The sequence below is a fragment of the Frankia sp. QA3 genome, assembly GCF_000262465.1.
Lineage (GTDB): Bacteria > Actinomycetota > Actinomycetes > Frankiales > Frankiaceae > Frankia.
The window spans coordinates 6,323,396-6,346,315 of sequence record NZ_CM001489.1; the positions used below are offsets into that span (position 1 = coordinate 6,323,396).

21 protein-coding genes are annotated in these 22,920 nt (G+C 72.4%); 10 read left to right on the forward strand and 11 right to left on the reverse strand.

The features are described 5' to 3' along the window. Positions 1 to 53: 53 nt before the first annotated feature. A complete protein-coding gene (gene msrA / locus FRAQA3DRAFT_RS25895; protein ID WP_009742010.1) occupies positions 54 to 719 on the forward strand; it encodes a peptide-methionine (S)-S-oxide reductase MsrA in 666 nt (221 codons plus the stop codon). A gap of 101 nt (positions 720 to 820) precedes the next feature. On the opposite strand, the gene FRAQA3DRAFT_RS25900 is transcribed toward msrA, so the two are convergent. The 4 genes from FRAQA3DRAFT_RS25900 to FRAQA3DRAFT_RS25915 all read right to left on the reverse strand — a co-directional run bounded on the left by FRAQA3DRAFT_RS25900 (position 821) and on the right by FRAQA3DRAFT_RS25915 (position 4,350). Next, entirely contained in the window at positions 821 to 2,146 is a 1,326-nt protein-coding gene (locus FRAQA3DRAFT_RS25900; RefSeq protein ID WP_009742011.1) for a hypothetical protein, read from the reverse strand. Then, positions 2,143 to 2,763 (reverse strand): SigE family RNA polymerase sigma factor, encoded by a 621-nt coding sequence (locus FRAQA3DRAFT_RS25905; protein WP_009742012.1) that lies wholly within the window; start codon positions 2,761 to 2,763, stop codon positions 2,143 to 2,145. The genes FRAQA3DRAFT_RS25900 and FRAQA3DRAFT_RS25905 overlap by 4 nt, the downstream gene beginning before the upstream one ends. Before the next feature lie 392 nt (positions 2,764 to 3,155). Beyond that, positions 3,156 to 4,028 carry an HAD-IIA family hydrolase gene (locus tag FRAQA3DRAFT_RS25910; protein WP_035921525.1) on the reverse strand — a complete coding sequence of 291 codons (873 nt, stop codon included), beginning with the start codon at positions 4,026 to 4,028 and terminating at the stop codon, positions 3,156 to 3,158. Positions 4,029 to 4,092: 64 nt separating this feature from the next. Beyond that, on the reverse strand, positions 4,093 to 4,350 hold the full coding sequence (locus tag FRAQA3DRAFT_RS25915; protein ID WP_009742014.1) for a hypothetical protein: 258 nt from the start codon (positions 4,348 to 4,350) through the stop codon (positions 4,093 to 4,095). A 609-nt stretch (positions 4,351 to 4,959) separates the two neighbouring features. Between FRAQA3DRAFT_RS25915 and FRAQA3DRAFT_RS25920 the strand changes: the two genes are divergently transcribed. Together FRAQA3DRAFT_RS25920 and FRAQA3DRAFT_RS25925 are read left to right on the forward strand one after the other, a co-directional pair. Then, a complete protein-coding gene (locus FRAQA3DRAFT_RS25920) occupies positions 4,960 to 5,520 on the forward strand; it encodes a hypothetical protein (protein WP_009742015.1) in 561 nt (186 codons plus the stop codon). A gap of 147 nt (positions 5,521 to 5,667) precedes the next feature. Beyond that, entirely contained in the window at positions 5,668 to 6,390 is a 723-nt protein-coding gene (locus tag FRAQA3DRAFT_RS25925; protein WP_035921530.1) for a maleylpyruvate isomerase family mycothiol-dependent enzyme, read from the forward strand. A 249-nt stretch (positions 6,391 to 6,639) separates the two neighbouring features. On the opposite strand, the gene FRAQA3DRAFT_RS25930 is transcribed toward FRAQA3DRAFT_RS25925, so the two are convergent. Then, a complete protein-coding gene (locus tag FRAQA3DRAFT_RS25930) occupies positions 6,640 to 8,121 on the reverse strand; it encodes a hypothetical protein (RefSeq protein WP_035921532.1) in 1,482 nt (493 codons plus the stop codon). 286 nt (positions 8,122 to 8,407) lie between these two features. Between FRAQA3DRAFT_RS25930 and ppk2 the strand changes: the two genes are divergently transcribed. Together ppk2 and FRAQA3DRAFT_RS25940 are read left to right on the forward strand one after the other, a co-directional pair. Further along, the gene (gene ppk2 / locus FRAQA3DRAFT_RS25935; protein WP_009742018.1) at positions 8,408 to 9,382 is read left to right on the forward strand and encodes a polyphosphate kinase 2; all 975 of its coding nucleotides are present in this window, start codon (positions 8,408 to 8,410) and stop codon (positions 9,380 to 9,382) included. A gap of 379 nt (positions 9,383 to 9,761) precedes the next feature. After that, positions 9,762 to 10,418 (forward strand): nucleoside monophosphate kinase, encoded by a 657-nt coding sequence (locus FRAQA3DRAFT_RS25940; RefSeq protein ID WP_009742019.1) that lies wholly within the window; start codon positions 9,762 to 9,764, stop codon positions 10,416 to 10,418. A 44-nt stretch (positions 10,419 to 10,462) separates the two neighbouring features. On the opposite strand, the gene FRAQA3DRAFT_RS25945 is transcribed toward FRAQA3DRAFT_RS25940, so the two are convergent. Next, the gene (locus FRAQA3DRAFT_RS25945; RefSeq protein ID WP_009742020.1) at positions 10,463 to 11,071 is read right to left on the reverse strand and encodes a hypothetical protein; all 609 of its coding nucleotides are present in this window, start codon (positions 11,069 to 11,071) and stop codon (positions 10,463 to 10,465) included. An 825-nt stretch (positions 11,072 to 11,896) separates the two neighbouring features. On the opposite strand from FRAQA3DRAFT_RS25945, the gene FRAQA3DRAFT_RS25950 reads away from it, so the two are divergent. Next, on the forward strand, positions 11,897 to 12,433 hold the full coding sequence (locus FRAQA3DRAFT_RS25950; RefSeq protein ID WP_035923521.1) for an NUDIX domain-containing protein: 537 nt from the start codon (positions 11,897 to 11,899) through the stop codon (positions 12,431 to 12,433). Positions 12,434 to 12,460: 27 nt separating this feature from the next. Here FRAQA3DRAFT_RS25950 and FRAQA3DRAFT_RS31830 read toward each other — a convergent pair whose 3' ends face one another. Together FRAQA3DRAFT_RS31830 and FRAQA3DRAFT_RS25960 are read right to left on the reverse strand one after the other, a co-directional pair. Then, positions 12,461 to 13,891: a serine/threonine-protein kinase gene (locus FRAQA3DRAFT_RS31830; RefSeq protein ID WP_009742022.1), complete on the reverse strand. Its 1,431-nt coding sequence runs from the start codon at positions 13,889 to 13,891 to the stop codon at positions 12,461 to 12,463. A 137-nt stretch (positions 13,892 to 14,028) separates the two neighbouring features. Beyond that, a complete protein-coding gene (locus tag FRAQA3DRAFT_RS25960) occupies positions 14,029 to 14,865 on the reverse strand; it encodes an MBL fold metallo-hydrolase (RefSeq protein WP_009742023.1) in 837 nt (278 codons plus the stop codon). Between the two features lie 377 nt (positions 14,866 to 15,242). Here FRAQA3DRAFT_RS25960 and FRAQA3DRAFT_RS25965 point away from each other — a divergent pair, with 377 nt between their 5' ends. Genes FRAQA3DRAFT_RS25965 through FRAQA3DRAFT_RS25975 form a run of 3 tightly spaced genes read left to right on the forward strand, consistent with a single transcriptional unit; the run spans position 15,243 to position 16,798 of the window. Continuing rightward, positions 15,243 to 15,848, forward strand: coding sequence for a TetR/AcrR family transcriptional regulator (locus FRAQA3DRAFT_RS25965; RefSeq protein WP_009742024.1), 606 nt, complete (start codon positions 15,243 to 15,245; stop codon positions 15,846 to 15,848). A 38-nt stretch (positions 15,849 to 15,886) separates the two neighbouring features. Beyond that, the gene (locus tag FRAQA3DRAFT_RS25970) at positions 15,887 to 16,069 is read left to right on the forward strand and encodes a hypothetical protein (RefSeq protein ID WP_009742025.1); all 183 of its coding nucleotides are present in this window, start codon (positions 15,887 to 15,889) and stop codon (positions 16,067 to 16,069) included. Between the two features lie 30 nt (positions 16,070 to 16,099). After that, positions 16,100 to 16,798 carry a nucleoside/nucleotide kinase family protein gene (locus FRAQA3DRAFT_RS25975; protein ID WP_009742026.1) on the forward strand — a complete coding sequence of 233 codons (699 nt, stop codon included), beginning with the start codon at positions 16,100 to 16,102 and terminating at the stop codon, positions 16,796 to 16,798. 44 nt (positions 16,799 to 16,842) lie between these two features. On the opposite strand, the gene FRAQA3DRAFT_RS25980 is transcribed toward FRAQA3DRAFT_RS25975, so the two are convergent. Continuing rightward, positions 16,843 to 17,793, reverse strand: coding sequence for a PfkB family carbohydrate kinase (locus FRAQA3DRAFT_RS25980; protein ID WP_009742027.1), 951 nt, complete (start codon positions 17,791 to 17,793; stop codon positions 16,843 to 16,845). Positions 17,794 to 18,097: 304 nt separating this feature from the next. Here FRAQA3DRAFT_RS25980 and FRAQA3DRAFT_RS25985 point away from each other — a divergent pair, with 304 nt between their 5' ends. Next, positions 18,098 to 19,117, forward strand: a complete 1,020-nt coding sequence (locus FRAQA3DRAFT_RS25985) for a serine hydrolase (RefSeq protein ID WP_232291769.1) — start codon at positions 18,098 to 18,100, stop codon at positions 19,115 to 19,117. 123 nt (positions 19,118 to 19,240) lie between these two features. Here FRAQA3DRAFT_RS25985 and sthA read toward each other — a convergent pair whose 3' ends face one another. Then, positions 19,241 to 20,650, reverse strand: a complete 1,410-nt coding sequence (sthA, locus tag FRAQA3DRAFT_RS25990) for a Si-specific NAD(P)(+) transhydrogenase (RefSeq protein WP_009742029.1) — start codon at positions 20,648 to 20,650, stop codon at positions 19,241 to 19,243. Between the two features lie 662 nt (positions 20,651 to 21,312). Next, positions 21,313 to 22,704 carry a class II fumarate hydratase gene (locus FRAQA3DRAFT_RS25995; RefSeq protein WP_009742030.1) on the reverse strand — a complete coding sequence of 464 codons (1,392 nt, stop codon included), beginning with the start codon at positions 22,702 to 22,704 and terminating at the stop codon, positions 21,313 to 21,315. Between the last annotated feature and the right edge of the window lie 216 nt (positions 22,705 to 22,920).

Consider the following 22,920-nt stretch of genomic DNA (forward strand, 5'->3'; position numbering starts at 1 on the left):
GCCCGGCCGCTCTGGGTGGTTGTCAGAGGAGACACTCACCGGAGGTGGCACAGATGTTCTTCGGTCGCCATAAGACCACGCTGCCCACGCCCGAGGAGGCGCTCCCGGGCCGGGACCGCCCGGTTTTCGCGGGCGACTCCCGGCACACCGTCCTCGGCACCTCGTTCACCGGGCCGTTTCCGGACGGGCTGGAGACGGCCGTGTTCGGTCTGGGTTGTTTCTGGGGCGCGGAGCGCGCGTTCTGGCGGGTACCCGGCGTGTACACGACCGCGGTCGGCTACGCCGGCGGGTCCACTCCGAACCCGACGTACGAGGAGGTGTGCTCCGGCCAGACCGGGCACACCGAGGCGGTCCTGGTCGTGTTCGACCCGGCGAAGGTCTCCTACGCCGAGTTGCTGAAGGCGTTCTGGGAGGGGCACGACCCGACCCAGGGCATGCGCCAGGGCAACGACGTCGGCACCCAGTACCGTTCGGCGATCTACACCACGTCCGACGCGCAGGCGGCGGCGGCCGGCGCGAGCCGCGACGGGTTCGAGAAGATCCTGCGGGAGGCGGGCTTCGGCCCGATCACCACCGAGATCGCCCCGGCGGGGGAGTTCTACCTCGCCGAGGAGTACCACCAGCAGTACCTGTCGGATGCCAAGAACCCCTACGGCTACTGCGGCCTCGGCGGTACCGGGGTCTCCTGCCCGGTAGGTGTTGCGACCGCGCAGGCCTGAGCCGCAGCAGGTCCCGGCTGGGGCGGTCTCGGACCGTCCCAGTCCTCGCCCCCGCGCCCCCGCGCGGGCGAGCGTGATGGTGCGGGCCGGCGCCGGCCAGGTCAGAACGGGCAGCGCAGCTCGGGGGCGACGAGGGGGAGGCCGTCGTAGTCCCCCGGCGGGAGGCCGATCACGTTGCAGTAGGTGCTCCGGCTGACCTGCCAGCCGGCCGCGGTGCGCACCGCCTCACCGGAGCCGCCCATGGACGAGGACGCCGGTCGGCCGGGCAGGGGCGCCGGTTTGGTGAACGAGTACGACAGCCCGGCGGAGACGGTGTCCGCAGCCAGGACCAGCAGGTGGTCGACCCGCACCGACAGGGTCGCGGCGAACCACGGATACCGGGTCACGACCTCCTTGCGCAGCGAGGCGAGCGTCGGGCCGTCCTGCACCGCGGCGGCCCACCGGTCGTCGGGGACGCCGGGGGCGAAGGCATCGTGGAACGCGGCGAGGATCGCCGCCCTCGTCGTCTCGTCCGGTGCCGCCGGTGGGGCCGGCTGCCCGACGAGCGTGAGCCCGCCGGCGACGCGCGCGAGGACGGCAGGGTCGACCGGGCTCGGGCCGACTGCCTCGACGGCGAGCTGGGTGCCGTCCGGTGCCCTCCACATCAGCGCCGCCCGGTAACGGTGGTCGGCGGACGGGCGCCGCTTGGCGGTGTTGGAGTCGGTGCGGACCAGGAGGGCCGGCTGGTCGGCGACGGTCGTCGTGGTGGCCTCGACCCTCCCGATCAGCGAGGTGGTCAGGTACTTGCCGGCCAGCTTGGCGGAGATGGCGGTGAGATCCCGCGGGGCGCGGGGATCCCAGGTGGCGGTCACCCAGAGCAGTGCTGGCGGCGCCAGGCCGGCGGCCGGCGCGGTGGAACCGGGCTGGTCCGCGGTGGCCGACGCGGTGGCGCCGGGCGTCGCGAACTGGCTGATGTAGGTGAAGGGGCCGAACAGATCGGCCTCCTGGGTCAGCCAGGGCAGGTCGCCGCCAAGGCCCTCGACGTTGAAGAGCAGGTCGTTCGGCTCGTGCCCGCCCGGAGCGGCCTGGACTGTGGCGGCCGTGTCCCCGCGATGGGTCATTGCGGTGGGCAGCCAGCCGACGGTGACGCCACCGTAGGTGTACGGCGCCCCGGGGGCGGGCGGCGACAGGCTGGTCGCGGGGACGACGGTGCTGGCGGGCTCGGCGCTGAGCAGGCGCAGGGGGATGGTGACGCCGGCGGCGACGAGGACGGCGAGGGCGGTGGCGAGACCGGTGAGAACCCGGGCGCGGTGACGGCGAGCGCGGGCACGAACATCGGCGGTGAACGCGACCGGCTCGACGGGGCCGCGCCGGGCGAGCGGGCCGCGCAGCGCGCGGATGCCAGCGGCCAGATCGCCGTCGGTCGGGGTGCGGTCGGTGGCGGTCACTGCGCCTCCCCTGCAGCGGAGACGGTGGTCTCCCCGGTCTCGTTGGTCAGGATGTCGGCCCGCGGGCCGACGGAGGATGTCGGTGCGCGGCCCGGTGGGGCGAAGCCGCGTAGCTGGTGACTGTCACGCAGCTTTGCCAGGCCGCGGGAGGCCTGGGAACGGACCGTGCCGACCGTGCAGCCGAGGGCGGCGGCGACGTCGGCCTCGGGCAGGTCGTCGAAGTAACGCAGCACCAGGACGGCCCGTTGCCGGGGTGGAAGGGCACGCAGCGCCCGGATGAGGGCCTCGTGCGCGGCAAGCCGGTCGGCCGGGTCGGCGCCGTGCTCGGCGGGGTCGAGGGTCCAGTCACCGTCGAAGAGCAGCGGCACCTCGCCGACCCGCGCCCGCAGCCTGCGCCAGCGTGAAGTGGCCGCGTTGACCAGTACTCGGCGCACGTAGGCCTCTGGCCTTGGGTCGTTCATCCGGCCCCAGCGTCGATAGGTGCGTTCGAACGCCCCCTGCAGCAGGTCCTCGCCCGCGGCCCAGTCGCCGCCGACGAGCAGCACGGCGCTCAGTAGCAGCCGGTCGGTGCATTCGGCGACGAACTGTTCAAAGCTGGCATCATCATCGGCCTGCATGCCTCGTCTCCCTGGGAACGTCCGACACCGCCCCGTTCCGTACGCATCCGACCCGGCCCGCGATGCCTGGAGGACCAGAAGACGGCGGTGTCGGGCGGTCCAGGCCGTCTGACGTACGGACTTCGCCCGGATTCGCCTGTGGCAGCGCCGCACGCTCACCGGCGCGGCGATGGGTCACATAACCGCATACCGGCAGGTACGGGTCTGTCCTGCCCGGCCGAGGGGTCGGTGCGGACCGTGAGGGTTCCGCGGGCGTGGCCTGCCCCCTAGTCCGCGTCTCCCGGCCGGCGGTCGGGCCGCCGGCCGGTCGTTGCGGGCGCCGGGCGAGCAGCCAGCGGCCCGGGGTCGCGTGTCGCCGCGAGGTCAGCTCGCGGTGGCGTGTCGTCGCGAGGTCAGTCCTGGGTGGCGTGCCGTGGTGCCGCGTCGTCGGGGGCCGCGGGCGCCGGGCGGCGGGTCGGCGCGGTGAGCGTCCCGTCGATGGTGTGGACGTCCCGCCCGACCGGGACCCGGGCGATGCTGTCCACGACCGCGGTCGGCCGGTAGGGGAACCGCTCGACGTCGGCGTGTGTCGTGATGCCGGAGAGCACGAGCACGGTGTCCATCCCGGCCTCCAGGCCCGCGACCACGTCGGTGTCCATCCGGTCGCCGATCACCACCGTCGTCTCGCTGTGCGCGGACAGGGTGTTCAGGGCGCTGCGCATCATCAGCGGGTTCGGCTTGCCGACGAAGTACGGGGTGACGCCGGTCGCCTTCGTGATCATGGCGGCGACGGCGCCGGTCGCCGGGAGCAGGCCCTCGACCGACGGCCCGGTCGGGTCGGGGTTCGTCGCGATGAAGCGGGCGCCGCCGCGCACCAGGCGGACCGCTCGGGTGATCGCCTCGAAGCTGTAGGTCCGGGTTTCCCCGAGTACCACGTAATCGGGCGAGCTGTCGCTGAGCACATATCCGATCTCGTGCAGGGCGGTGGTGAGCCCCGCCTCGCCGACGACATACGCCGAGCCGCCCGGCCGCTGCGTGTGCAGGAACAGCGCGGTGGCGAGCGCCGAGGTCCAGATTCGCTCGGGCGGGATCGTGAGACCGGAGCGGGACAGTCGCGCCGACAGATCGCGGGCCGTGTAGATCGAGTTGTTCGTCAGCACCAGAAAGCCGAGGCCCGCGGCGATGATGCCGGCAATAAACGCGTCCGCCCCGGCAATCGGGTGTTCCTCGTGGACGAGAACGCCGTCCATGTCGATGAGATAGTTCTCGATGATCCGTTCCGACATGGCCACTGATTCTGCCTGCCGCCCGGCCGGACGGCGGGCAGGGGCGGTCACTGGGAGCGGCGTCTCACAGCACCGCGACCCCGGCGGCCTGCTGGCTGGCCGGCAGCGTCAGACACAGGGCGGGGACGACGAGCCATTCGCGCAATCCCTCATCGTGGGCGTACTTGTGCGCGTAGCCCGGGGTGCGGAACGGGCCGACCACCCCGCGGATCCGCCCGCCCGTGCCACCCAGCACGACCACGGCCCAGGCCGCGGCGTCGTCGTCCGCCGCCCCGTCCGGCAAGGAAGCAGATTCCCACCAGCACGGCACACCCTCGACCATTCACGCCCCCTTGTGCACGTTTTTCAGCGGTCACCCATGGCGGCGACACATGGTTCGGTCGGGCACCGTGCCGGGCGCGGAAATTCGCGCTGCCGGATGCCGCTACCGAAATGATCGTCGCCTGATCCCTCCGGCCGGGCCGGCGATGCGCCACGATGCACGCCGACGCCGTGGATGGCCCCCTCCGATATCGTGCGCTTTCCCGGCGTCTCGTCCACCGAAACGGCCGAATTTTCTCGGCGCGTCCGGCGCGCGGCCCGCGGAACGCGCGTCTGCATTGGCTGGTGCACGGCCGTTCTCACCTGGCATACGTTCGAGGCGCTCCGGGCACGGCCGAATCGAGAATGTGACAAACGTCGTCGGGTGCTCCGGCGGCCCACCGCGGGGTGGCGCGGCGGTGGTGTCCGGCGCGGGCTCGGCAGGGGCGCAGGATGGTCGGGCGAGGGCTCGGCGGGGGTGCAGGACGGTCCGGCGGGGGTGCAGGACGGTCCGGCGAGGATGTGGGCCTGGTCGGGGAGGCTCGGGTCCGGCCGGCCGCGATCCGGGCGCAACGTCCGGGTTGATTCAGGCGTCTGTTCTGTCGGTTACTTCTCGCGATGTGGGGGATCCGTGCGCCGGCGCCGTAACGACTACCGCAGCTGGGAAGAGCTGTCCCGCCAGGAGCGCCGCCGGGGCCTCGCGATCCTGGGCGTGGCCGGCGCCGGCGCGGTGACGGCGGTGTACCTGGTCGTGGGCGGCGGTGGCACGCAGGCCGAGGCCGGCGCGGCGGTCCCGCCGACCATCGATGTGAAGGCCCAGCTAGCCACCTGGTACGCCGCCACCGCCGGGATCCGCGACGAGATCGTCACGTCCGTCAACACGGTGCGGGCGGACATCCAGGCGGCCGACGGCACGGCGCTGAGGCCGGCGTGCGTCCAGCTCGGTCAGGCCGTGGACCGGATCGCCGTGCTCGGCGTGCCGCCCGTCGCCACCGCCAGCCAGACCTGGACCGACGGCGCCGCCGCCTACGCCCAGGCCGTCACCACCTGCGGGAACCTCTTCGACGGCACCGCCCTGCCGCCGCCGGTCCTGCTCCAGCGCACGACCGACGCCCTCAACACGGCCGACGGCCACTGGACGAGGCTGGCCGCCCAGATCGGCGCACCCGCTCAGATCGTTCCGGCGAACTAACGCGTGGGCCGCGAACGTCCGCCGGGGGCGCCGGGCGGACGTTCCTGCTCCCGGCACCAGCCAGGACCGAGCGGTCCGCCGCGGGGCGCATCCTGAGCTGCCCGGATGGGACGACGGTGGACGCGGCGTCCTGCCAGACTCGGGCCGGTGGACCATCTCGCGCTCATCGAGGCCGAGGGCGTCGCGCTGCTGGCGGCGACCAGCGAGCATCTCGACAGTCCCGTACCGACCTGCCCGGGCTGGAGTTCGCGCCGCCTGCTGCGGCACGTCGGCCGCCTACTGCACAGCGTCAGCGTCGTCGTGCCGCGGGGCACCACCGACCCGCCGCCACCGAACCCGCCCGCGCCCACCGACGACGACGGGCTGATCGCCTACTACCGGCGCTCCCTCGACGACCTGCTGCGCGTGCTGCGGGAGACCGATCCCGCCCTGCCGGCCTGGAACCACACCGGGGTCGCGCCGCCCGTCGCCGGGTTCTGGCGCCGCCGACTCGCGCAGGAACTCACCGTGCACCGCTGGGACGCCGACAACGCGATCGGCACCGCCCGCCCGCCCGCGGCGGAGGTGGCCGCGGACGGCGTGGACGAGCTGCTGACCATCCTGCTGCCCGGTGAGCGCGCCCGCGCGACCACCGGGCTGGCGCACGGCGGCGTCCACGTCCATCTCACCGACGTCGAGGGGGAGTGGCTGGTCGCGCTGGCCGGCAACGACGTCACCGTGACCCGGGAGCATGCCAAGGGGGACGCCGCCCTGCGCGGCCCCGCCGCCCGCGTGCTGCTCGCCCTGTGGGGGCGCCTGCCGTTCGACCATCCCGACCTGGCCGCCTTCGGTGACGTGGCTCTGCTCTCGGCGCTGCGCACCGGCGTCTGACCGGCCGGTCCCCCGAGCGGCTGGTCCCCCGAGCAGCGTGGCCGGGCGGGGCAGCACCACGGTGGTGCCACTCAGGTGCACCGCCGGATGGCGGTAGCGGGATGGCGGGGGCGTCGACGGGACGGCACCGCGGTGCCGGCACTCACGTGCCGCCCCCGCCGTGGTGCCCCGGCCCCGCACCGCGGTGCCGGGGGGCTGCGGCGGGGAGGGGCGGGGCGGGCGAGCGGGTGCGGCGGCGGGGCCGCAGCGTCAGGAACCGCCCTGCGGGCGGCGGAACAGGGTCGCGGTCGGCGCGGCCTGGCTCAGGGTCGCCTTCGCCGGGGTGAACAGGAACGACTGCTGCGGCTGGCCGTCCGGTCCGAGCAGGAACGCCCGCTCGATCGAGTCGACCTTGATACGGGCGCCCCGGTCGACGCCCGCCCCGACGACCCGGGTGGCTTCGATCGTCGAGATGTCCTCGGCGACCGTGCCGGGCGGGAGCTCGACGGCGGTCGCGGCGGGCGTGTCCCGTGCGATTGCCCAGAGTGGGTAGATCTTGTTCGACCGGTAGGTCTCGCCGTTGCCGGACAGCCGCACGCCGACCGACAGGCCGACCCAGCTGTTCTCCGTGTTCGGCGGCCCCACAGTGCTCTTACGAATGATCAGGTAGAGGTAGTTGCGCGGGTCGCTGATCTTCGTGATGGAGTTCGGCGTCTTGTCCTCGTCGACCTTGCCCTCGCGCGCGACCTCCTGCGACATCACCCAGTAGGTCCACGGGTTGCGGTCCATCTCCCGCTCGCGGGCGTCGGCGCTCGGGTCGAGGGTGTCGGCGGCGGACAGGGCGAACCGCATCGGGCCGTCCGGGTTCTGGCACATGCCGTTGTTCAGCGTGCAGGTCCCGAGCACCGGATGGCCGCCCTCGTAGCGGCCGGTGAAGGGCTGCGTCGCGTGGTCCGGCCCCTGGATCACCGCGCTGCCGGGGATCGCGTTGCCCGCGGCATCGATCTCCACCTGGTAGGTCCACTCGATGTCGGTGGTGCGGCCCCACTGGGCCATCAGCGCCGGGGTGGACGTGCCGCTGTCCTCGTTGCTCCACACCATCGAGTAGGTCAGCAGCCGGTGCCCGGAGATCGCGGTCGGCGCCTCGGAGTGGAAGGCCAGCAGCGGCGTGTCCGTGATCGCGTTCTGGAACGGTCCGCCGGCCAGCGGGTCCGCGGCGGCCGCCGCGCCCGCGCCGCCGGCGGTGGCCGCGGAAAGCGGCGTCGTGCGGCCGTACACCACCGGGGCGTGCGCCAGCGCCTGGTAGCCGTTGTCCTGCGGCGTCACCGTCCGGAAGGTGAAACCGGTCAGGCGGGCCGAGGCCGCCGCCTGTGGGGAGCGGTCGGCGGCGAACTGCGCCCGCAGGGTGTGGTCGCCGGCGGCGAGGTGGCCCAGCGCCAGGCTCCGCTTGATCGGGAACGAGGCGGGGATGACGACGTCGGTGGCGTAGGTGTTGTCGACGAACAGGGACACCACGGCCGACTCGCTGCCCGGCGAACCCCACGACACGCCGGGCGCGGCGGTGGTGACGTCGAGCAGGACCTCACCCTCGGCGTCGGTCCGGAACGGCATCGAGGAGTCCTGCCCCCGGTTCAGCACGACCTCGGCCGGCGGTGCCGGCGCCTCGTCGCCGGAGCCGCACGCCCCGAGCCCGACCGTCAGTGCGGCCGCGGCCAGAGCCGCACCGACTGCCCGCCGCAGTCCCCTCGACACCCGCGTTTCCTCCCTGGAATCCGGGAGGTCGCCACCCGCGCGGCCGTTTCCCACGTCCCCGATTCCCATCCACATCCTGCTCTTTAATGATTTGTCATCCTGCACCGGTAGGGCCTGCGTCGGACGGGTGGCCCCCGCGCCTGGTCGCGGCGGCGGTCGATGGTGGCCGGCGGGCCCGCCGCGGCGGTGCGCAAGCCCGGCGTCGGGAAGAGCTGTCGGTGTCAGGAGCGGTGCCAGGAGCGGTGCCAGGAGCGGTGGCAGGGAGAGCAGGGAGAGCAGGAGGGACATGGGGGACACGGACATGGGGGACAGGGCGCAGGGGCGGCACGGCGGGCGGGCGGGGGACAGGGCCGATGACGGTGGTGGGGTGGCCCGAGGCGCCGCCGGGTCGCCGGACGCCGCCGGACCCGCCGGACCCGCCGGGACGGGGGCGGTCGATCCCTCGACCGCGGCGGCCCTCGCGGCGGGGATCACTGCGCGCAGGGTCTCCAGGAAGGAGTATGAGAAGGAACTCGCCCGCCTGCAGACCGAGCTGGTCCGCCTGCAGGAATGGGTCAGGCATACCGGATTCCGGCTGGTGGTGATCTTCGAGGGGCGGGACACCGCGGGCAAGGGCGGCACCATCAAACGCATCCTCGACCGGCTCAACGCCCGCCAGTGCCGGGTCGTCGCTCTGGGCACGCCGACCGAGCGGGAACGCACCCAGTGGTACTTCCAGCGCTACCTGGCGCACCTGCCCGCCGCCGGCGAGATCGTGCTGTTCGACCGGAGCTGGTACAACCGGGCCGGGGTCGAGCGGGTGATGGGTTTCTGCACCGATGACGAATACGACGACTTCCTGCGCACCTGCCCGCAGATCGAGCGGGCGCTGGTCCGCTCCGGAATCGTCCTGGTGAAATACTGGCTGTCGCTCAGAGACGAGGAGCAGGAACGTCGCTTCCAGGACCGTATCGACAATCCCGGAAAGCAGTGGAAGCTGTCGGTGATGGACCTGCAGGCACGGGCCAGATGGGTGGACTTCGCGGCGGCCAAGGACGAGATGTTCGCCTACACCGACATTCGCGAGGCGCCCTGGCACGTGGTGGACGCCGACGACAAGCGCACGGCTCGGCTCAACCTGATCAGCCATCTGCTGTCGGTCGTCCCGTACGGCGACGTGCCGCATGAGCGCGTCGTGCTGCCCCCACGGCAGCAGAAGGCCTACAAACGGCCCCCGATCGACAGCCAGACCTGGGTGCCGCGCCGCTACGTGCGGGGCTGAGCGGGGGCCGCCCGCCGGCCGGATCCGCCAGGCCGGCCGCTGCGGGTGGCGCGTCGGTGCCACCCGGTGCGGGTGAGGCCGCCCTCGCGCGACCGCCCTTTCCGTGCCGGTGACGGCCATCCGCGGGGTGGTGCCGCCGCGCGGAGGGGTCGTGCCGGCAATGGCCGTCACCTCCCGCTGCCCGCGGTTCTCCGGCGTCCACCCGCCGGCCGTCACGCCGTTGACCAGGACATGTGTCGTTGCCCACGCCGCATTCACGCGGGTGGGTTCCCGGCCGGCCCATTCGTTCAGCGGATACGGTACCCGGCAGGGAATGACCGGACGACGGTCCGCAGCCGACCACCTGTGAAACCTGCGATTCGAGCGGGAGAGGGATTTCGTGCGCAAGTTCGTCATCATGGGAGTACAGGGCAGCGGCAAGGGAACCCAGGCGACGATGCTGGCACGGGATTTCGACCTCGTCCACATAAGCGTCGGTGACGTCTTCCGCTGGAACGTACAGAATCACACGAAGCTGGGCGCCCAGGTGAAGCGGACGGTCGCCGCCGGCCATCTGGTCGGTGACGATCTCGTTGAATCGGTGGTACGCACCCGGCTGGCCGACCACGACTGGAACTACGGGTTCATCATCGACGGATTCCCCCGCAACGCGCGGCAGGCGGAGTTCTTTCTGGAGAGCTACGACATCGACGGGGTCATCTACCTGGATCTCCCGGACGATGAGGTCTACCGGCGGGTGCTGGCCCGCCGGCTGTGCTCCCGCTGCGGCCTGGACTACAACCTGATAGCGAGCCGGCCGCTCATGCCGGACACCTGCGACGTCTGCGGAGCACCGCTGCGCAAGCGCGCCGACGACAATCCGCAGGCGTTGGCGGTGCGGCTACGTGACTACCACGAGAAGACCCAGCCGGTGATGGAGATCTTCCAGCGCAAGGAGTTCGTGGCCGTGGTCGATGCCCGCCGCGAGCCGCGGGCCGTCCAGACGGAGATCCGCGGGTATTTCAACCTGCCGGACCTGGCGCCCGCGCCGGTGTGAGCCCACCCGTCGGCGCCCGGGCGACCGGCGGTCCGCCCGCCGCGTCAATGCTTCGTGAACACGACGGCGATCGCGTTGGACTGGCCGAGGCCCGCGGCGCCGATGCTCCCGGTGACGCCGTGCCCGTTGAACGCCAGCGCGCGGGCGACGCCGGGGATGCCGACGTCCGAGGTGATCCGGTAGCCGGCCTGCGGCAGCGCCGTGCGGTAGAAGGTCGCCACCCGGTCGCTGGACACCCCCGACAGCGTCACCGTCGAGGTCTTCCCGGTGGTCGTGCCGACCTTCACGCCGGCCCCGGGCGGCACGGGGAAGTCCGCGGGGACGTTGGTACCGCGCAGCGCCGCCGGGCCGGTCACCGTGTCGATCTTCCCTACCCCCGGGATGGACGTCGACAGCGAACTGGGCAGGGCCGTCGGCAGGCCACTCGGCAGGGCCGTGGGTAGGCCGCTCGGCAGCGCGGTCGGCAGGGCCGTGGGCAGCGCGGTCGGCAGGCTCACGCTGGCGCTCGGGTTCGGCAGGTCGACGCCGTCCGAGCCGCAGCCCGCCGTCAGACCGACGAACCCGGTCAGGGCGAGCCCGGCGAGGAGCACCGTGGCCCGGCGGACCTGACGGTGCCCCGGGCGCGTCGCGTCGAGAGCCTGGCTGTCGGGCACGGTGGGTCCTCCCGCTCGATCCCGCGGTGGACCGGGCCCACCCGCCGCATCGCTCCAGGTACCCGGTGAGGGCGTACCTGGTGGCGGCTTGCCTGGCTGGCGATGGATGGCGGCCCGGTGTCGGCATTGTGCCGATGCGTTCCCGCCGACCCTAGTCGTGGTCGGCTGCCGCCTGCTCGAGGTGTCGGCTGGCCGTCACGACCGCTGGTGGCGGGGGTACCGCGACCGGTGCGAGGCCCCCCGAACGGGCGCCCACAGGTGCCGATTGCCCGCGCGTTCGTCGTCCGGGCACCCCGCCGCCCAGGGCCGCCCGCATCCCCGCTGACCTGGGGGCGAGGCCACCCCTCGACTGAAGGCAGAGCAAAATTTCGGATTTGCGGCACGAAGGAGGTTTGGCGATGGTAGGAGCCGGGTACCCGGCAGGCGGGTACTTGCCCTGTTTGTCCGCTTCACCCGATCTCGGGAAGGGTCGATCGACGTGCGGGATGCCGTAGAGGTTTCGGCCGGCGTGCCGCGAAGCATGACCAACTGTCACTCTCCGTCGCAGTACCGGGGCGGTCTGGTGAGTTGCCGAGGGGGAGGGGTGCGCCGCGTCGAGCGTGGCCGAGCGTCACGCACCTCATCCCGCGGGCCAGCGCGACTGGACGAGGAAGTCCAGGACTATGCCGAACTGGCATTCCGATTTCTTCCGATATAGCCAGGTTTGTCGACACTGTAAGTGAGGGTATGTGTGCAGTACCAACTTCGGAGTGTCCCGCCCCGGTGTTCCGTGTTGAGCACCCGACACCTGTACGTTCTCTGAGCGTGGCGGTCACCAACAACGCGGTGATCGGTGTGGCCCTCGGCTACATCGAGGCGAACCCGGACGAGATGGACCTCATACGGTCCTTGGTCGTGCTTGCCCTGCACGGGCCTGCTATCACAGCCCGTAGCACGACCCCGGCTCACGTCACCTGCCGCGCCGCGATCGTGTCCCCCGACTGGCGAGTTCTTGAGATCATGGACACGTCGACGTCCACCTGGCACCTGCCGGGCGGCCACGTCGCCGCGGGCGATTCATCCCTGCTCGGCGCGGCGCTGGGGCTCGCCGCCCGCCGCGCCGGGGTGGAGACGAACATGGTCATCCCCGACGGGATCATCCCCTTCGACGTCGAGGCGAGGATCGTCGAGGCCGCGCCGGAGCGCGGGGAACCGGAACACGTCCACTACGACATGACCTACCTGTTCCACGTCGAGGACCGTAGCCTCGCCGTGCCCGACTCCGTCAGCACCCGCGTTCGCTGGGTCGAGCCCGAGCAGGTCGCCGGCCAGCTCGGCACGAAGCTCACGGAGACGTCCCGCCACTCCCGCCTGGTGCCCTGATCCCCGACCGCGGGCCAGGTGCCCCGCCTACCGGGTGGGGTCCGGCCGCGTCGCGGCCGGACCTCGCAGGAACAGCGCGAACGCCGCCGCGAAGCAGCAGGCCAGGGCGAGCTCCGACGCCGCGGCCGCCCGCGGGCTGCCAGCCCACAGCTCGCGGGCGAGAAGCAGTCCGAACAGGCCGCCCGCGACGCCGCCGGCGGCGACTGTCATCAGGACGAGCCACCCGGGTACGCCCACCGGGGCGAACCGGGTGGCTGAGCCGATCCGGACGAACGCCAGCACGCCCGCCGCGGCGGCCACCAGACCGGCGCCGACCGGCCCGGTGACGTCGCCCGCGGCGTATCCCCCCGCCGCCAGCGCGAGGCCGAGCAGGCACAGCGCCGCCCCGACCGCCGCCCCCAGGACGGCGCCAGGGCCGTGGCGATCGATCGGCGCCGACTCACCGGGGCCCGGGTGGCTCTGATGGCCCGGGTGGCTCTGGTGGCTCTGGTGGCCTGAGTGGCTCTGGTGGCCTGGGTAGCCTGGATGGCTCGGTGTGGTGACCGGGTCTGACCCACCCGTGTACGGAACGGGGACGGCCTGGCTGATCAGCGGGAGCGCCCGCGCGGGCCAGGGCACGGCGGCCGGTCGGGTCACCGGAACTCCGAGCCCCTGCAGCTCGGCGGCCACCCGGGACGCGGTCGGCCGGTCCGCCGGCCTTTTCGCCAGCGCCCGGCCGACCAGGTCGGCGAGGTCGCCGGGCAGGTTCGTCAGTACCGGTGGGGAGCCCGCGACGGCGGCGTAGGCGTCGCGGGGCGTCGCGTTCGGGAACGGTGGTGTCCCGGCGGCGGCGTAGGCCACGCAGCACCCCCAGGCGAAGACGTCGCACGCCCGGGTGACGACTCCCGCGAACCGCTCCGGCGCCATGAAGGCCGGGACGCCGATGGGCGGCCCCTGGGTGGTGAGGCTCTCGTCGTCCGCCTGGACGCGGGCCAGACCGAAGTCGATGACCTTGATGCCGTTCGGCAGGCAGATGACGTTTGCGGGGTGCAGATCGCGGTGGACGATGCCGTGCGCGTGGATGTCCGCCACCGCCTCGGCGAGCTCGGCGGCGAGGGCCAGCAGGAAGCGGTCCCGGAAGACGCCGGCCTGCGCCACGACCTGGCCCAGGTTGGCGCCCTGGACGTACTCGAGCGCCACCCAGGGTGGGCGAGCGCCGACATCGGCGTCGAGGAAGCGGACGACCCGTTCGCTCGTCAGCATCCGGTGGGTCGCCACCTCGTCGACGAAGCGCTCGTCCGCCTGGGGAATCTGGTGGCCGTGGCCGGGGCTGCTCGGGATCTTCAGCGCGACCCGCCGACCGCCGGGGTCGCGCGCCAGGTAGACGACGCCCATGCCGCCGGCGCCGATGCGTTCCAACAGCGTGTACGGCCCGACCTGCCGGGGGTCGTCCTCGCGGAGAGGGTCGTGCTGCGCCATCGGACCTCCGGGAGTCGCGCCGGTCCAGCCGTCGGGCAGAAGTCTCGCAGGCCACCTCGGAGCGGCCCACTCCCCTGCTTGTCCGGAGGCTTCGGTGTCCGATTCATCCCTCTGGACAAGCAGGTACAGGGGTCGGGCTAGGGGGTGTCGGTGACGAAGCGGAGGTAGCGGTCGGCGGAGCGGCGCACGGCGGCCTGGCCGTCGGCGTGGACCACGGTCTGCCAGAACGCGCCGTAGACGGCGTCGAAATCGAACGGTTCGAGCAGGGCCAGCGCCCGACGGACGACGCTGGGCCGCTCCGGGATGTAGTTCGGGTAGCTGTACATGAAGCTCACCCACCGGCGGTCGAGGACCACCTGCAGGATGTCGCCGGAGAACAGTGCCCCCCGCCCGCCCTCGCCCTGCGCCCAGTGCAGGACCGTGCCGCCGGCGAAGTGCACCCCGCCGTTGATCAGGGTCAGCCCGTCGCCGATCCGCAGCGCATCGCCGGACCACAGCTCGACGGCATCGTCCGGTCGGCCGATCCATTCGGCGTCCGCGGCGTGGAGGTAGATCGGGGCACCGCCGAAGGCCCGGCTCCAGTCGACCATCGCCCCGTAGAAGTGCGGGTGGCTGATCGCGATGGCGGTGACGCCGCCGAGCTCGGCGACCCGGCCGGCGAGGTCGTCGTCGAGGAAGGGCACGCAGTCCCAGAGGATGTTGCCCGCGTCGGTCTGGACGAGTAACGCCCGCTGCCCGATGGAGATCTTCGGTTCGGCGCCGACGCCGGTCACCCGCTCACCCTCCGGGCGCAGCACGCCGTGGTAGCCGTCGGCGCGCAGCCGGGCCAGCGACGTCCACCGCTGTCCCTCCCAGCCGACGTACTGCCGCTCGTCCTCGCAGACCGGGCAGTCGACCCGCGCGGCGCCGTACTGCACCCCGCAGGTCAGACAGATCGGCAGGTCGAGATCGAGGTCGGGAAGTCGGAACGGCACGGGCACCCCCGGGGCGGGTCGGTGGCTGGACTCGGTGGCTGGACTCGGTGGCTGGACTCGACGGCTGGACTCGACGGCTGGTCAGTGGGCCACGAGCTGGCGGAACCGGCTGTGGTGGAACACCAACGGTGCCACGCTCGTGTCCGAGCTGAGCGCATGAACGCGTAGCAGGGCGATGAGAGATGGTCGCCGGGCGCGACCTCCCGCACGAGCTCGCACTCCAGCGCCGCCGCCGAGTCCGCGGCCCGCCGCGGCCTGCGGGTTCCTTTCGCTTTACTACATTTTGCGGCTTTAGCCACATCGATGGCGCTTTGCGGGGGTGGATGGCTCGGCCGCGGCCCGACAATGGGATGTCGACTCCGAGTCACGAGGTACCCATGAACCCATCCAGCAGGAACGTCGAACGGGGTGCCGCGACCCGGGAGCACCTGCTCGGCGTCGCCACCCGGCTGTTCGCCGAGCGAGGCTACGAGGGCACCTCGATCGACGCCGTCCTCACCGAGACCGGGGTCAGCCGCGGTTCGCTCTACCACCACTTCAAGGGCAAGGACGCACTGTTCGACGCGGTGCTGGAGGCGGTCGAGCTGGACGTGGGCCGCCGGCTGGTGGCCGCGGTCGGCACCGACAGCGGGGGCGACCCCGCCACCGCGCTGCGCCTGGGCTGCATGGCCTGGATCGGCATCGCGGGCGACCCCGTCGTGCAGCGCATCCTGCTCATCGACGCGCCGGGGGTCCTCGGCTGGGCGCGCTGGCGGGAACTGGACGAGCGGCACGCCTTCGGCAAGATCAAGCAGACGGTCGCGGAACTCGGCCGGGAAGGCGTGTTCGACGCCTCGATGGTCGACCTGTTCGCGCACGTGCTGCTCGCCTCCATGAACGAAATCGCCCTGCTCGTAGCCCGGGCCGACAACCAGCGTGCCGCGATCCGCCACGCCCGCGCCGCCGTCGACGAGCTGCTGCGCCGACTGCTGCGCCCGACCTGACCGGCGGGGGTCAGCCGACATCTGGACGTCGGCGGGGCGTGTGGGCGAAGATCTACCCGCGGTTGAAACCGCTGGTCGCGGTGCTCGCCACCGTCGGCCGCACCCTTCAGCGTCGGGATGACCGAGGACCCGGGCGGCCCCGAGGGGCGCGCATCCACGGCCTCGGCGAGACCGGCTCCCCAGCGGTGCCGGCCGCGATCGCCACCGGCCTGTCCTTCTGACCCGCCGCGGGCCGGTGACACCATCAACGCATGGACCCCTGTCCGCCGGCCCGGCCCGGCGTGCTGATCGGCCGGGCGGCCGTGCTGGCGAGGGCACAGGCGCTCTTGGCCGGTGGCGGTCGCTTCCTGCTCGGGATCGCCGGGCCGCCGGGCGCGGGGAAGAGCTCCCTCGCTGACTGGCTCGCGGCGGAGCTCGACGCGCGCCATGGCACGAGCCCGAGGCTCGTCGCGCAGGCGCCGATGGACGGCTTCCACCTGCCGAACGACACGCTCGCCCGGCTCGGCCTCGCCGACCGCAAGGGCGCCCCCGAGACCTTCGACGTCGCCGGCTACGCGTCGCTGCTGGCCCGGTTACGCGCCGGCGGGCCGGAGGAGGTGTGCGCGCCCTCGTTCAGCCGCGTGCACGACGCACCGGTCCCGGGAGGGCACCGGATTCCGGCCACCGTGCGGCTGGTGATCTGTGAGGGGAACTATCTGCTGCTGGACACCGAGGCATGGGCGCAGGTGCGCGGATGCTGCGACGAGACGTGGTTTCTCCAGGTCGACGAGGAGATCGCCCGGACCCGTCTGATCGCCCGGCACACAACCGGCGGGCGCGGCGGACCGGCGGCCCGGAAACGGGTCGCGGAAAACGATCTCGAAAATCTGCGCCTGGTGGACCGCACGGCGATGCGTGCCGATTACCTGGTCCGGCTGGCCCCGGACGAACCGGGGACGCCCGTCCCCTGAGCCGCCCGTCCCCTGAGCCGCCCGTCCCCTGAGCCGCCGGTCCTTCAGGACGTAGGCGTCTCGACGTCCTGGGCCAGCCATGAGCGCGTGCCGAAGCGTGTCACCGACCGGGCCGCGACCTGCGATGCCGCGGCGAGTGCGGCCACCATCCCGGCGGTGGTGAGCCGGGGCAGGACCGCGATCGACCAGGCGAACGCGCCGTGGAACACGTCGCCGGCGCCGAGGGTGTCCACCGCGCGGACGGCGGGGGGCCGGATCTCCCCGCCGGCGTGGGCGGTCGCCCACCGGATCGGGCCGGGACCGTGGGTCACCGCGGCGAACGAGGGACCGCGCGCCAGCAGATAGCGCAGCACCCCGTCCGGGTCGCCGCCGCCGACTCCCGGCGGCCGGAAGGCGTTTCCGCAGAGCGCCACATCGACGTGGGGGAGCAGCCGCTCGGTGCCCGGCTTCCAGGAGCCGCCGTCGAACACCACGGGCGCCCGCCCGGCCGAGCCCAGGACGTCGACGGCGACGTCGAGCTGGTGGCCGTCGACGAGGACGACATCCGCCCCGGCGAGCAGGGCCCGCGCGGCGCCCGCGGCCGCCGGCGCGGCACCCGGCAGCGCGCCGTGCGCGGACACCACCGCCCGCTCCCCGCCCGCCGCGTTGACCATGATCGCGGATACCGGCAGGATCGGTTCCCCCGGCCGTAGATCGTGATGTCGGATCCCGAGCGTGGCGAGATCCTCCTGGGCCGCGGCGGCCAGCGGCCCGGACCCGACCGCGCTGACGAGCGTGGCCCGTCCCCCGAGATGGGCGAAGGCCACGGCCGCGCCCGTCGCCGGGCCGCCCGCGGCGACCACCAGATCCTCGGCGACGATCTTCTCGTCGGGTTCGGGTGGGCGTCGGACCAGGTAGATCGTGTCGAGGGTCGTGAGGCCGACGAACAGTCCGGCCGGCCGGGCGGCCCCGTCCCGAATCGGCCGGGCCCCAGCCTCGGCACTCTGCTTCGCCATGCGCCCTCCCATCACCGACCCGGATCCGATCCGGGCTGCGCCGGGCAGGATTCGGTACCACCGTCCTGAGTATTCAGATAACTGCGGTTCGGCGCAAAGATGTCACCCAGCCGAGCCGGTTCTAATACGGTGCTTCAAGGTCTTGTCCGTTCATCGTGACGGAAACATCGTTGTCGGTTTTTCTGGTCTCCTTGTCGTAGCGGTAAAAGGTGGATGTCGTTTTGTCCGTCCTCTTCTGCTAAAGGTCCGGCTTAGTTAGACAGGCGGCGTGCGGGTACGAATGGCGCGCCGATGGGGCGCGAGCGTGGTGTTGCTGACCGTCACCAGCGTGGCCGGTGGCGCGATGTACTGGCCGGCCGGTGAGGCCACGGGGTCGGCGGGGGCGGGTGGCTCTGTAGCTGCCGGCGTGCCTGCCACGGTGTCGGCCACGGCGGCGGGAGACCTCGAGCCGATCAGCCCGGCGCTGGTGCGCCGCCGGGTGGAGGCTGCGGGGACGCAGGCGCCGTCATCGGTGCTCGGCACGGCGCTGCGGCCCACGGCGCTCGCCGTGCCCGAGCCGCGCACCGTCGTCGAGCCGATCGCGGCGGCGCGTGGCGCCGCGTCGACCGGCCTGGCGGCGAGGTTCCGCCGCTACCTCGCGGGCCGGCCGGGTCACGTCAGCGTCGCCATGTACGACGCGGTCGCCGGCACCACGGCCGTCTACACCGACCCGGCCGTCGCCGGCTACGAGACGGCGAGTTCGGTCAAGCTCGACATCCTCACGGCGCTCGTGCAGCGGGCGGGCGCATCGGGGCGGCTCACGGCCCGCGAGCAGGCGCTCGCCCGGCGGATGATCTCGGTCAGCGACAACGCGGCGGCGAGCGCCCTGTGGGCCGACGTCGGCGGCGCGCCCGCGATGAACGCGTTCTTCGCCCGTCTCGGCATGCACGCGACGACGGCGGGCCCGGGCGGCAAGTGGGGGCTGACCCGGACCACCGGGGCCGACCAGCTCGCCGTGCTGCGCGCTCTCTCCTACCCGGGCACCCTGTCGGCCGCCGGGCGCGCCGTGGTGAGCGGCCTGCTGAAGACCGTGATCCCGGCGCAGCGGTGGGGCCTGACCGGCGGCGTGCCGGCGGGGGTCCGGGTGGAGCTGAAGAACGGCTGGCTGCCCCGCACCAGCGGCTGGGTGATCACCAGCCTGGCGCATGTCCGCGGCGCCGGACGCGACTACGTCATGGCCGTCTACACGAAGAACGGCCCGACCATGCGGTCGGGCATCACCACGGTGCAGGGGCTGTCCGCGCTGGCCTGGCAGGCGGCGAGGGCCTCCGCGGCCGTCGGATAGCGGCCGTCGGATAGCGGCCTCGTCCCCCCGTCGCGTGCTCCGGACCGGGAGCTGTACCTCGGCCCGCGACGGGGGTGCGTGCGTACTGCGGATGCGGTGGGTCCCCGCTGCGGCGGCCCGAGATCAGCCGCTGAAGCGGGCGACGGCCCGCATCTTGTTCATCGCGTCGAGCGCCGCGACCTTGTAGGACTCGGCCAGCGTCGGGTAGTTGAACACGCTGTCGACCAGGTAGTCGATGGTGCCGTCGCAGCCCATCACGGTCTGGCCGATGTGGATCAGCTCCGTGGCGCCGGTCCCGAAGACGTGCACCCCGAGCAGGTGCCGGTCCTCCGGGCTGACCAGCAGTTTCAGCATCCCGTACGAGTCGCCCAGGATCGCGCCGCGGGCCAGCTCCCGGTACCGGGCGATGCCCACCTCGAACGGGATCGCGAGCTCGGTGAGCTCGTCCTCGGTCCGCCCGACGTAGGAGATCTCCGGGATCGTGTAGATCCCGATCGGCATGAGCTCCGCCCGCATCGCGTTGACGTTCTCGCCGCACGCGGCGTAGGCCGCCAACCGGCCCTGCTCCATCGAGGTCGCGGCGAGCGCCGGGAAACCGATCACGTCGCCCACGGCGTAGATGTGCTCGACCTCGGTGCGGAAGTCGGAGCCGACCTTGATCCGGCCGCGGTTGTCCGCGGACAGCCCCGCCGCCGGCAGGTTGAGGATGTCGGTGAGCCCCTGGCGTCCGGCCGAGTACATCACCGTGTCCGCAGGCAGCTTCTTGCCGCTCTCCAGCAGGGTGAGCGTCCCGCCGTTGTGCCGCTCGACCGACACCACCGACTCGCGGAAACGGAACGTCACCGCCAGGTCCCGCAACTGGTACTTCAGGGCCTCGACGATCTCGACGTCGCAGAAGTCCAGCATGCGGTCCCGCCGCTCGACGACCGTCACCTTGGTGCCGAGCGCGGCGAACATCGAGGCGTACTCGATGCCGATCACCCCGGCGCCGACGACGACCATCGACCGCGGCAGCCGTTCCAGGGCCAGGATCTGGTCGCTGTCGACCACCGTCCGACCGTCGAAGTCGACCGTGTCCGGCCGCGCGGGCCGGGTGCCGGTGGCGATGATGATCCGCTCGGCCGAGACCCGCCGGTCCTCGATGTCGCCGGCCGCCCGCACGCTCACCGTGTGCGGGTCGATGAAGCTCGCCAGACCCGTCAGCAGCGTGACGTGGTTGCGGCTGAGCTGGTTGCGGATGACGTCGATCTCTCGGCTGATGACATGTCTGGTCCGGGCCGACAGGTCACCCACGGTGATGTCGTCTTTGACCCGGTAGCTCGACCCGTACAGCTCGCGCTGCGACATGCCGGTCAGATAGAGAACGGCCTCCCGAAGCGTCTTGGACGGGATCGTGCCAGTGTTGATGCTGACACCGCCGATCATCTCCCGCTTGTCCACGATCGCGACCCGCCGGCCGAGCTTGGCTGCCGCGATCGCAGCCTTCTGCCCGCCGGGTCCGGACCCGATGACGAGGACGTCATAGTCGAACACCGTCACCTCCCCGCATTCTTTCCGGCTCCCGGTGAAGCAGAGGCTATCTGGCTGGAGCGGGTGGATCGGCATGTTGCACGGTCTTGTTACGTTTATTTCTTCTCCGTGCTTTCCCCCGAGGGTTTCAGCCACGCGATATCACGGCCAGTAGACGGTTGCGATCCGTCCGTGATAACCGAGACGTGCCGGCGGCTGGCCCTCCCGGGCCGGGCCGAGCCGAGCCGTTGCCGTGCAGGGCCCCGGCGGGTCGGGCGCGTAGCGGAGTCGGATGGTCTCCGCGGGACCGTCCTAAATTCGTGCCGCCGCCACCCGTAACGAACGGGCTGCCGTCTCGTTAGATCTCATGCGGGGGTCGTGGAGGCTGTCTGGGGGGTCTTCCACGACCCCCGCCGCGCCACCGCTGCGTCACCGCTGTCGGGACGGACGCCCACCCGCTACGGGAGGTGCGCTGGGAGCGGTGACGGGCGGGGGGAGTGGCGCCGGACGCCGGCTCCGGAGTGACCCTCCGGAGCCGGCCGGTCCGGCCGAAGACCGACAGCTCCGCCCGGCCGGCCCCGGCGGCGGTCCGAGCCGTCACCGCCCGGCGCCGGTGGGCCGCCTACCGGGTGGGCCGCCTACCGGGTGGGCCGCCTACCGGGTGGATCGCCTACCGGGTGGATCGCCTACGGGTGGGTCATCGAGAGCACGTCGAGGGCGGCGTCGAGCTGGGCCTCGGTGAGCTTGCCGGCCTCGATGTAGCCACGCTCGATCACCACCTCGCGGATCGTCTTCTCCTCGGCGAGGGACAGCTTCGCCACCTTGGCCGCCTCCTCGTACCCGATGTACTTGTTCAGCGGCGTCACGATGGACGGCGAGGACTCGGCGTAGCGGCGGCAGCGCTCGACGTTGGCGACGATCCCGTCGACGCAGCGGTCCGCGAGCAGCCGGCTGATCGTGGACAGGATGTGGATCGACTCCAGCAGGTTGCGCGCGATCACCGGCAGCATCACGTTGAGCTCGAAGTTCCCGGCCGAACCGCCGAAGGCGACCGCCGCGTCGTTCCCGACGACCTGCGCGACGACCTGGCAGACCGCTTCCGGGATGACCGGGTTCACCTTGCCGGGCATGATCGACGAGCCGGGCTGCAGGTCCGGCAGGTGAATCTCGCCGAGGCCGGCCCGCGGCCCCGATGAGGCCCAGCGCAGGTCGTTGGCAATCTTGTAGAGCGAGATGGCGACGACCCGCAGCACCCCGGACGCCTCGACCAGGCCGTCGCGCGACGCCTGCGCCTCGAAGTGGTTACGCGCCTCGGTCAGCGGCAGACCCGTGCTGGCGGCCAGTTCCTCGATCACCGCGGCGGAGAAGCCGGGCGGGGTGTTGATGCCGGTGCCGACGGCCGTGCCGCCCAGCGGCAGCTCGCCGACCCGCGGCAGGGCCACGTTCAGGCGCTCGACGCCGAGGCGGACCGCCGCGGCGTAGCCGCCGAACTCCTGACCGAGCGTCACCGGAGTCGCGTCCATCAGGTGCGTCCGCCCGGACTTCACCACATCCGCGAACTCGGTCTCCTTGCGGCCGAGCGAGGCGGCGAGGTGCTCCAGCGCCGGGATCAGCTCCTGCACGATCCCCTGGGTCGCGGCCACGTGGATCGACGACGGGAAGACGTCGTTCGACGACTGCGACGCGTTCACGTGGTCGTTCGGGTGCACCGCCCGGCCGAGCCGCTCGGACGCCAGCGACGCCAGTACCTCGTTGGTGTTCATGTTCGACGACGTGCCGCTGCCGGTCTGGAACACGTCCAGGGGGAACTGGTCGTCCCAGTCGCCGCGTGCCACCTCGGCCGCCGCGTCCGCGATCGCCTCGGCGATGTCGGCGTCGAGCACCCCGAGCTTGGCGTTCACCGTCGCCGCCGCCGCCTTGATCCGCGCGAGCGCCTGGATGTGCGCGCGGGAGATCCGCTGGCCGGAGACGGGAAAGTTCTCCACCGCCCGCTGCGTCTGGGCCCGCCACCGGGCCGATGCCGGCACCCGGACGTCGCCCATGCTGTCGTGCTCGATGCGGTATTCCTGCTCGCTCATGCGCCCGTTCTCCCGATGTTCCGTCGCCGTTGACCTGCATCTGACCAGCACCGCACGCCGGTGCCCACCGCCCGGCGAGAGGCCGTCTGGACAGCGGCCCCAGGGCCGACCCTAGGACATGTCGGGCTACTGGTGCCCGCGCCGCACTGGCGCATGGGAGCTCTCACACCTTTCCCCATGAAGTGCCTTCGGCACTTCATGGGGCCCCTGGTCTTG

Coding starts and splice junctions, on each gene's coding strand:
- FRAQA3DRAFT_RS25910 (WP_035921525.1), bottom strand. CDS start 4,028: ATGTCGGAACGGATCATCGAGAACTATCTCATCGACATGGACGGCGTT.
- FRAQA3DRAFT_RS25905 (WP_009742012.1), bottom strand. CDS start 2,763: ATGCAGGCCGATGATGATGCCAGCTTTGAACAGTTCGTCGCCGAATGC.
- FRAQA3DRAFT_RS25980 (WP_009742027.1), bottom strand. CDS start 17,793: ATGGCGAAGCAGAGTGCCGAGGCTGGGGCCCGGCCGATTCGGGACGGG.
- FRAQA3DRAFT_RS25975 (WP_009742026.1), top strand. CDS start 16,100: ATGGACCCCTGTCCGCCGGCCCGGCCCGGCGTGCTGATCGGCCGGGCG.
- msrA (WP_009742010.1), top strand. CDS start 54: ATGTTCTTCGGTCGCCATAAGACCACGCTGCCCACGCCCGAGGAGGCG.
- FRAQA3DRAFT_RS25915 (WP_009742014.1), bottom strand. CDS start 4,350: ATGGTCGAGGGTGTGCCGTGCTGGTGGGAATCTGCTTCCTTGCCGGAC.
- FRAQA3DRAFT_RS31830 (WP_009742022.1), bottom strand. CDS start 13,891: ATGGCGCAGCACGACCCTCTCCGCGAGGACGACCCCCGGCAGGTCGGG.
- ppk2 (WP_009742018.1), top strand. CDS start 8,408: ATGGGGGACACGGACATGGGGGACAGGGCGCAGGGGCGGCACGGCGGG.
- FRAQA3DRAFT_RS25995 (WP_009742030.1), bottom strand. CDS start 22,704: ATGAGCGAGCAGGAATACCGCATCGAGCACGACAGCATGGGCGACGTC.
- FRAQA3DRAFT_RS25965 (WP_009742024.1), top strand. CDS start 15,243: ATGAACCCATCCAGCAGGAACGTCGAACGGGGTGCCGCGACCCGGGAG.